The organism is Shewanella sp. MM_2022_3, from assembly GCF_022557375.1.
Taxonomy (GTDB): Bacteria; Pseudomonadota; Gammaproteobacteria; order Enterobacterales; family Shewanellaceae; genus Shewanella; species Shewanella xiamenensis.
On the sequence record NZ_JAKZGV010000011.1, the window covers coordinates 107,814 to 114,770 of the forward strand.

At 46.5% G+C, this 6,957-nt stretch carries 7 protein-coding genes and 1 pseudogene; 5 read left to right on the forward strand and 3 right to left on the reverse strand.

The window, feature by feature from the left end:
• Window positions 1-24 precede the first annotated feature (24 nt).
• Window positions 25-1,014, forward strand: a complete 990-nt coding sequence (locus MMG82_RS09015) for a LysR family transcriptional regulator (RefSeq protein ID WP_047539118.1) — start codon at window positions 25-27, stop codon at window positions 1,012-1,014.
• On the opposite strand, the gene MMG82_RS09020 is transcribed toward MMG82_RS09015, so the two are convergent.
• The gene (locus MMG82_RS09020) at window positions 1,011-2,369 is read right to left on the reverse strand and encodes an MATE family efflux transporter (RefSeq protein ID WP_037414232.1); all 1,359 of its coding nucleotides are present in this window, start codon (window positions 2,367-2,369) and stop codon (window positions 1,011-1,013) included. The two genes, MMG82_RS09015 and MMG82_RS09020, sit on opposite strands and share 4 nt — an antisense overlap.
• Window positions 2,370-2,596: 227 nt before the next feature.
• Here MMG82_RS09020 and MMG82_RS09025 point away from each other — a divergent pair, with 227 nt between their 5' ends.
• The 4 genes and pseudogenes from MMG82_RS09025 to MMG82_RS09040 form a co-directional block, all read left to right on the forward strand.
• Window positions 2,597-2,887 (forward strand): co-chaperone GroES, encoded by a 291-nt coding sequence (locus tag MMG82_RS09025; protein ID WP_011071021.1) that lies wholly within the window; start codon window positions 2,597-2,599, stop codon window positions 2,885-2,887.
• Between the two features lie 58 nt (window positions 2,888-2,945).
• The gene (gene groL, locus MMG82_RS09030; RefSeq protein ID WP_037430013.1) at window positions 2,946-4,583 is read left to right on the forward strand and encodes a chaperonin GroEL; all 1,638 of its coding nucleotides are present in this window, start codon (window positions 2,946-2,948) and stop codon (window positions 4,581-4,583) included.
• A gap of 425 nt (window positions 4,584-5,008) precedes the next feature.
• The gene (gene hipB, locus MMG82_RS09035) at window positions 5,009-5,245 is read left to right on the forward strand and encodes a type II toxin-antitoxin system antitoxin HipB (protein WP_105253052.1); all 237 of its coding nucleotides are present in this window, start codon (window positions 5,009-5,011) and stop codon (window positions 5,243-5,245) included.
• A 3-nt stretch (window positions 5,246-5,248) separates the two neighbouring features.
• Window positions 5,249-5,392, forward strand: a pseudogene (locus tag MMG82_RS09040) (type II toxin-antitoxin system HipA family toxin); the annotation flags it as partial.
• Window positions 5,393-5,852: 460 nt separating this feature from the next.
• On the opposite strand, the gene MMG82_RS09045 reads toward MMG82_RS09040, so the two are convergent.
• Both MMG82_RS09045 and MMG82_RS09050 read right to left on the reverse strand, forming a co-directional pair.
• Entirely contained in the window at window positions 5,853-6,152 is a 300-nt protein-coding gene (locus MMG82_RS09045) for a type II toxin-antitoxin system HicB family antitoxin (protein ID WP_188870027.1), read from the reverse strand.
• Between the two features lie 589 nt (window positions 6,153-6,741).
• Window positions 6,742-6,957, reverse strand: a 216-nt coding sequence (locus tag MMG82_RS09050; protein ID WP_241406775.1) for a hypothetical protein, incomplete at its 5' end; no start/stop codon positions are given.

Sequence of the window (6,957 nt, forward strand, 5' to 3'; positions counted from 1 at the left end):
AATGAGATTGATATTAAGTTAAAAATGAAGACAGAGGACCTCGCGTTATTTCACCGAATCGCTGAAACCGGCAGTTTGATTGAAGCGGCGGATTTGCTTAACTTACCAAAATCGACCGTGAGTCGGCGTTTACAGGCATTGGAAGATGAGCTGAATATCAAGCTATTCCACCGACAGAGCCGCTCGATGACGCTGACCTCGGCGGGAAGCCATTTTTACCAACGTTCACAGAATATCTTGGCGCAGCTCGATGAAACTCTGTTTGAGATGACTAACGAAGATGCTGAGATCAGTGGCCATCTCCGCATTCAAATGTTTCCTATCCACAGTATGAATGTGTTGATGCAAGCCATTTTCCGTTTTATGGATCTGCATCCCAAGCTCACGGTTGAAGTGATTAGTAGCGCAGAATCTGTTGATATGGTTAAGAATAATCTCGATGTAGCCTTTGTGGTCGAACCCGCATTAGATACCTTAGATTTAGTGGTGCGACCGATATTCACCACGGATTTGCGTTTTTATGCCAGTCCCCAATACCTAGTGCAACATGGTATGCCGCAGACTCCACAGGAGATTGAGTCCCATAATGTGGCCTTATTTAGGCTCTCAAATGGCAAGATCTTTAATGAGTTATGGATTGGTGCCGAACAGGAAGTTCGGGTTCGGGGAAATTTCTGCTCCAACAGTGTTGAAGTGGCGGTAGAGTTTGCCCTGCAAGGGCGCGGCATTGTGTATGCGCCTGCGGAAGTGGTGGCTGATTTTGTGGCTTCAGGGCAGCTAATTACCCTGTTGCCCGAGATAGAGTCCCATCCCGGCGAATGCTATTTGGCTTATCCATCAAGACGTTATGTGAGCTTAGCCAGCAGACGCTTTATCGACTTTATTATTAAAGAACTGGCGCCGAAAGGTGTACCAACTAATCTCAGCACGCAAAGTGTGCGCCGAGTTTGTAAGGCATCGGAGGAGCCCTTCCCACCCAATGATGTGCGTTTTAGCCTAAAAAGCACAGCCTAAATCGCGTCGGCGGTCGTGACCTTGGTCGGCTCGCAAATCCGCTGCGCTAAGTAATAACAGGCAATCCCCATCAAGAGGTTGGTGATGGGGAGCGCGAGTAATAAGCCTTTTACGCCATCAATATAAGATCCCAGCGCCGCCAGTGGCAGCATCAATAGCACTAAGCGGCACAGGTTAATCACTAACGAACTCATCGGCCTATGGTACGCATTAAGCGCCGTGGCAAAGATAATCACAATTCCCAGCGGGCCATAGGCGCAGGGCAGCACCAGAATATAAAAACTTAACCACTCTAGCACCTGCGGATCGGTACTAAATAAATTCGCGAGTGGCTGGGCCAAAAACGCCAATGGAATATAGAGTAAGGTTTGGAATACAAAGATAAATTTAAGCGATAGCAGCAAAGCCTGCTTCGCCCTTTGGGGTTGGCCAGCACCGAGATTTTGCGCGATAAACGGCATCAGGCTCGATGATAATGCCATCACCACAATCAACAGCACCGATTCTAAGCGTGTGCCTGCACCAAACGCTGCTACGGCGCTGTGATCGATATGGGCCAGCATCGCCATAATCACCGCATTGGCGAGCGGATTGATTAAATTCATCAATGCCGCAGGCTGGGCAATATGGGCAAGTTTACTCCAGTTGGCACGCATTCTATCGATATCAAATACCGCCCGCTCAAGCATTCGCCGCTTGATGATCAGCAAATAACCCGAGAGCGACAACGCGACAAGCCATGAGAACAGGGTGGCAATCGCTGCGCCTTGGATCTCTAAACGCGGAAAAGGCCCAATACCGAAGATAAGCAAAGGATCGAGGATTAAGTTAATCAGCGCCGCCAGCATCATAATCATCGCTGGTGAGCGAGTGTCGCCCGTGGAGCGTAAGCCTTGGTTGCCCACCATCAATAACACCAACAGCGGCGCGCCCACATACCAATACATCATATAGTCATGAATGAGTGGCAAGCTGGTTTCATTGGCGCCAAGTAAACTAAACAGTGGCTCGATAAAAATACTACCTAGAGCGGATAAACTGGCGATAAGGATAAAGGTCAGCAGCAGCGCATCGTGCAAAAATACCTTAGCTCGTGGCGCATTACCCGAGCCAATCAGCCTGCCAAGGTTAGTGGAAACGCCTGCACCAATCCCAATAGCAATGCTGGAAATAATTAACGTTACTGGAAAGGTAAAACTGATTGCAGCTAAAGGCTCTGTCCCTAATTGGCTGATAAAAAAAGTGTCAGCGAGGCTAAAACCTAGAATGGTCATAATGCCAATCAAGTTAGGGAGGCTCATGTTGAGCAGTACACGACCAATTGGCGCGCTAAGCAGCCCGTGTCTGTCTTTCATGGGGAAAATAGTGCCTTGTTTGCGAGCGGAGGCGAGATTCTAGCAGGATTGTGCCCGCTTGAAAAAACCGACATCAAAAATTTGAATTTTTTTTTGTAAAGGCACTTGGATCTGGCAGGGGTTAACCCCATATCACACACATCAAAGGGGAAGGCGGAAATGCCTCCTCTTTTTCATCACAAAATCGCCTCGATTGTTGGGCATTAAATCATTAGGAGAGTTCATAGATGAATATTCGTCCATTACATGACCGCGTAATCGTTAAGCGTTTAGAAGTTGAATCAACTTCTGCGGGTGGCATTGTATTAACAGGCAGCGCCGCCGAAAAATCGACTCGCGGGGAAGTCCTTGCAGTAGGTAATGGCCGTATTTTAGAAAACGGCACTGTAAGACCTCTGGATGTGAAAGTGGGTGATGTAGTGATCTTCAATGAAGGTTACGGTGTTAAGAAAGAAAAAATCGACGGTCAAGAAGTCTTGATCCTGTCGGAAGCTGACCTGATGGCCATCGTAGGTTAATCCACGACATCAATTCGACATTCCAATTAATCATTAAAAATGTAAAGGATATTCAATTATGGCAGCTAAAGAAGTTGTATTTGGTAACGACGCACGCGTAAAAATGCTGGCTGGTGTAAACATTCTGGCTAACGCAGTTAAAGTGACCTTAGGCCCTAAAGGCCGTAACGTAGTATTAGACAAGAGCTTTGGCTCACCACTGATTACTAAAGACGGTGTGTCTGTTGCAAAAGAAATCGAATTAGAAGACAAATTCGAAAACATGGGCGCGCAAATGGTGAAAGAAGTTGCTTCTAAAGCCAACGACGCCGCCGGTGACGGTACCACTACTGCAACTGTTCTGGCACAAGCCATTGTCACTGAAGGCTTAAAAGCCGTTGCAGCGGGTATGAACCCAATGGACTTAAAGCGCGGTATCGATAAAGCCGTGATTGCCGCCGTTGCTGAACTGAAAAACCTTTCTCAAGATTGCGCTGACTCAAAAGCGATCGCTCAAGTAGGTACTATCTCTGCAAACTCTGACGAGTCAATCGGCCAAATCATTGCCACTGCAATGGAAAAAGTCGGTAAAGAAGGTGTGATCACCGTTGAAGAAGGCCAAGCACTGGAAAACGAACTGGACGTAGTAGAAGGTATGCAGTTCGACCGTGGTTACCTGTCTCCATACTTCATCAACAAGCCAGAAACCGGCAGCGTTGAATTAGATCACCCATTCGTACTGTTAGTCGACAAGAAAATCTCTAACATCCGCGAACTGTTACCAATCCTTGAAGGTCTGGCAAAAACTGGTAAGCCATTACTGATCGTTGCCGAAGATGTTGAAGGCGAAGCCTTAGCTACGCTAGTTGTTAACAACATGCGCGGTATCGTGAAAGTGGCAGCGGTTAAAGCCCCAGGCTTTGGTGACCGTCGTAAAGCCATGCTGCAAGACGTAGCGATTTTAACTGGCGGTACTGTAATCGCTGAAGAAATCGGCCTAGAGCTTGAAAAAGCAACCCTAGAAGATTTAGGTACTGCTAAGCGTGTTGTGATCACTAAAGACAACACCACCATCATCGATGGTAACGGTGAACAAGCGCAAATCGAAGCGCGCGTTAGCCAAATCAAGCAACAAATCGAAGAATCAACTTCAGACTACGACAAAGAAAAACTGCAAGAGCGTATGGCTAAATTAGCTGGCGGCGTTGCGGTAATCAAAGTCGGTGCTGCGACCGAAGTTGAAATGAAAGAGAAAAAAGCTCGTGTAGAAGACGCGCTGCACGCAACCCGTGCTGCGGTTGAAGAAGGTGTGGTTCCTGGCGGCGGTGTTGCTCTGGTACGTGTAGCTTCTAAGATTGCTGACGTTGAAGTAGCTAACGAAGACCAAAAACACGGTGTGGTTATTGCCCTACGTGCAATGGAAGCGCCACTACGTCAAATCGCGACCAACGCAGGTGAAGAAGCCTCAGTTGTGGCGAACAACGTTAAAAACGGCAGCGGTAACTACGGTTACAACGCGGGCAACGACACCTACGGTGACATGTTAGAAATGGGTATCCTTGACCCAACTAAAGTAACCCGTAGCGCACTGCAATTCGCAGCGTCTATCGCAGGCCTGATGATCACCACCGAAGCAATGGTAGCTGAACTGCCAAAGTCTGATGCGCCTGATATGGGCGGTATGGGTGGAATGGGCGGAATGGGCGGCATGATGTAATTTTTGCTGGTTTAAATCGGTGATTACGGCGTTGCTGCTCGCTCACATACAAACAACGTATGCTACGCTCACAGCGCCTTGTACTAACACGATTTATCCTGCGCAAAAAGTATCGGTGGTCTTTAGCTTAATCGCTTAAAACCCAACTTCTTGTAAGAGAAAAATGAAAGCCCCGACTCAGGTAACTGAGTCGGGGTTTTGTTTTTGGACTGGTAATTGGGGGAAGCGGCGTTTTTCAAGCTAGGTGTACTTACCTACACTTTTTGGGTTTTAAGCATTGAAAATTGCTTTTAAAGTGTAACATTGTACACTTTTAGTGGGTTTGTCATTATCAACAATCAAAAAGTGTACGTATATACACTTTTTGATTGAATGAGACTGTTATTAAGGCTAAGGTGTAGGAAGTTACACTTTTGGAGACGATAATGGCATCACCGCTAAATCAACAATCCCTCGGCTTGTTAATTAAAGAACGCAGGAAAAGTGCTGCTCTTACTCAAGACGTGGCGGCCATGTTGTGCGGCGTAACCAAAAAAACGCTGATCCGAGTTGAAAAGGGTGAGGATGTTTATATCTCAACCGTATTCAAAATCCTTGATGGTCTGGGGATTGATATCGTTTCGGTTCAAACCAGCGACACAGAAACTAACGGCTGGTATTAACCTATGAGTACAGCTAAAACGCTTACGCTAGAGATGCACCTCGGTGATTTAATTATCGGGGAATTATCCTTTGATGCCACGACCGACACCTTTGCGGTGTATTACACCAAAGATTGGCAGCAAAGTGGATTTCCACTTTCACCAACTAGTGTGATCGCTAGCAAAACTTGCTAGACATTGCGGCCTAACGGCCGAGGTGAATCAAAGTCGTGGGGCTTCACCCCCTGATTTTTTAATAAAGAGTCGACCAAGGAGGACTGCTCGTCCTATCCTCCTTGCCTATTGTTTTCACATCAGCCAAGACGCCCCTAACGGAGTTGAAAGCCCCTTGGGCATTTAGCGTCCTTATGCTATCGCGTCAGACGCTCGTCCCTGATTCGACTGACGCTATCTCGGCATCTGATAGGAAGGATGCCTGAATGTCGTGAAGTGCATGGATGCACGAGAACGACCATGCCTCGCTCACGCAACGAACGCAAATGCCCTGCGGCAACTCCGAGGGGAGGGTGAACTTCTGTAGCTTTGGTGCCGGCTGTTAAACCCAAAAGAGTTATGGATGTCCCATCTTTCGGTTAGACTGTCCCATCTTTCGTTAAACCCAAAAGAGTTATGCCTGTCCTTTTTTTCTGACGGCCTTGCCTAAGTAGGGCTCCAAGTCAACGTCGATGATCGCCCAAGCCCAGCCTTGGTAATCTTTATTCTTTTGCAAGGTAGCCAGATCACTAGCCTTTGGTGGTAACTCCTCACGCTCGGCCAATTCTTCTAAGTACATTTCAACGGCTTCCTTTGCGTTTGATAACGCCTCTTCTAAAGTATCGCCTGCCGAAAAACAGTTAGGTATATCTGGAAACACTACTCCGTAAGCGTGTTTACTGTCGCCAGTCTCAATTGCAATTGGATATAACATTCTTATCACCTTCATTGTGGGTAAGTGATTGTAAAAGAGTTATGGATGTCCCATCTTTTCTTTATTGTAAAAAGAGTTATGGATGTCCCATCTTTCCCTACACTTTTTGGGATTTAAGCACTGAAATTGTTGCCAAAAGTGTAACATCGTATACTTTTGCAGGTGGTTTGACGGTCCCATCTTTTTTTAGTGTGATCGCTAGCAAAACTTGCTAGTCATTGCGGCCTAACGGCCGAGGTGAATCAAAGTCGTGGGGCTTCACCCCACACCCGACCAAAAGGGGAAAAGCGCCTGTTCCCCTTTTGGATATCCCCCGGCGTCCCCAACGGAGTTGAAAGCCCCTTGGGCATTTAGCGTCCTTATGCTATCGCGTCAGACGCTCGTCCCTGATTCGACTGACGCTATCTCGGCATCCATGCCTCGCTCACGCAACGAACACAAATGCCCTGCGGCAACTCCGAGGGGGGTGAACTTCTGTAGCCTTGGTGCCGGCTGTTAAACCCAAAAGAGTTATGGATGTCCCATCTTTGCAGATATTCTAGCCTCGAATCTTTCACTGTTTATGACCTATCTTTTATATTAAAGATAGTTATTTTTTTAATTTACTGTAATCAATTTTATTATCTATGGATTCGTTGTAAAGCTTTAGAATTCCAGCGTTAAAGTTTTTTGATGTTTTTCTGTTCTTGTTTATCTTTTTTTGAACCTTTTTTATTGCTAAAGATTTGTAATTATTAATTGTGTCTTCATGGCCTAAAGCTAATTGTATAATTATAGGAATGTTTTCCTTGTGGTTAAGGATGAA

Coding starts and splice junctions, on each gene's coding strand:
- MMG82_RS09015 (WP_047539118.1), top strand. CDS start 25: ATGAAGACAGAGGACCTCGCGTTATTTCACCGAATCGCTGAAACCGGC.
- MMG82_RS09020 (WP_037414232.1), bottom strand. CDS start 2,369: ATGAAAGACAGACACGGGCTGCTTAGCGCGCCAATTGGTCGTGTACTG.
- MMG82_RS09025 (WP_011071021.1), top strand. CDS start 2,597: ATGAATATTCGTCCATTACATGACCGCGTAATCGTTAAGCGTTTAGAA.
- groL (WP_037430013.1), top strand. CDS start 2,946: ATGGCAGCTAAAGAAGTTGTATTTGGTAACGACGCACGCGTAAAAATG.
- hipB (WP_105253052.1), top strand. CDS start 5,009: ATGGCATCACCGCTAAATCAACAATCCCTCGGCTTGTTAATTAAAGAA.
- MMG82_RS09045 (WP_188870027.1), bottom strand. CDS start 6,152: ATGTTATATCCAATTGCAATTGAGACTGGCGACAGTAAACACGCTTAC.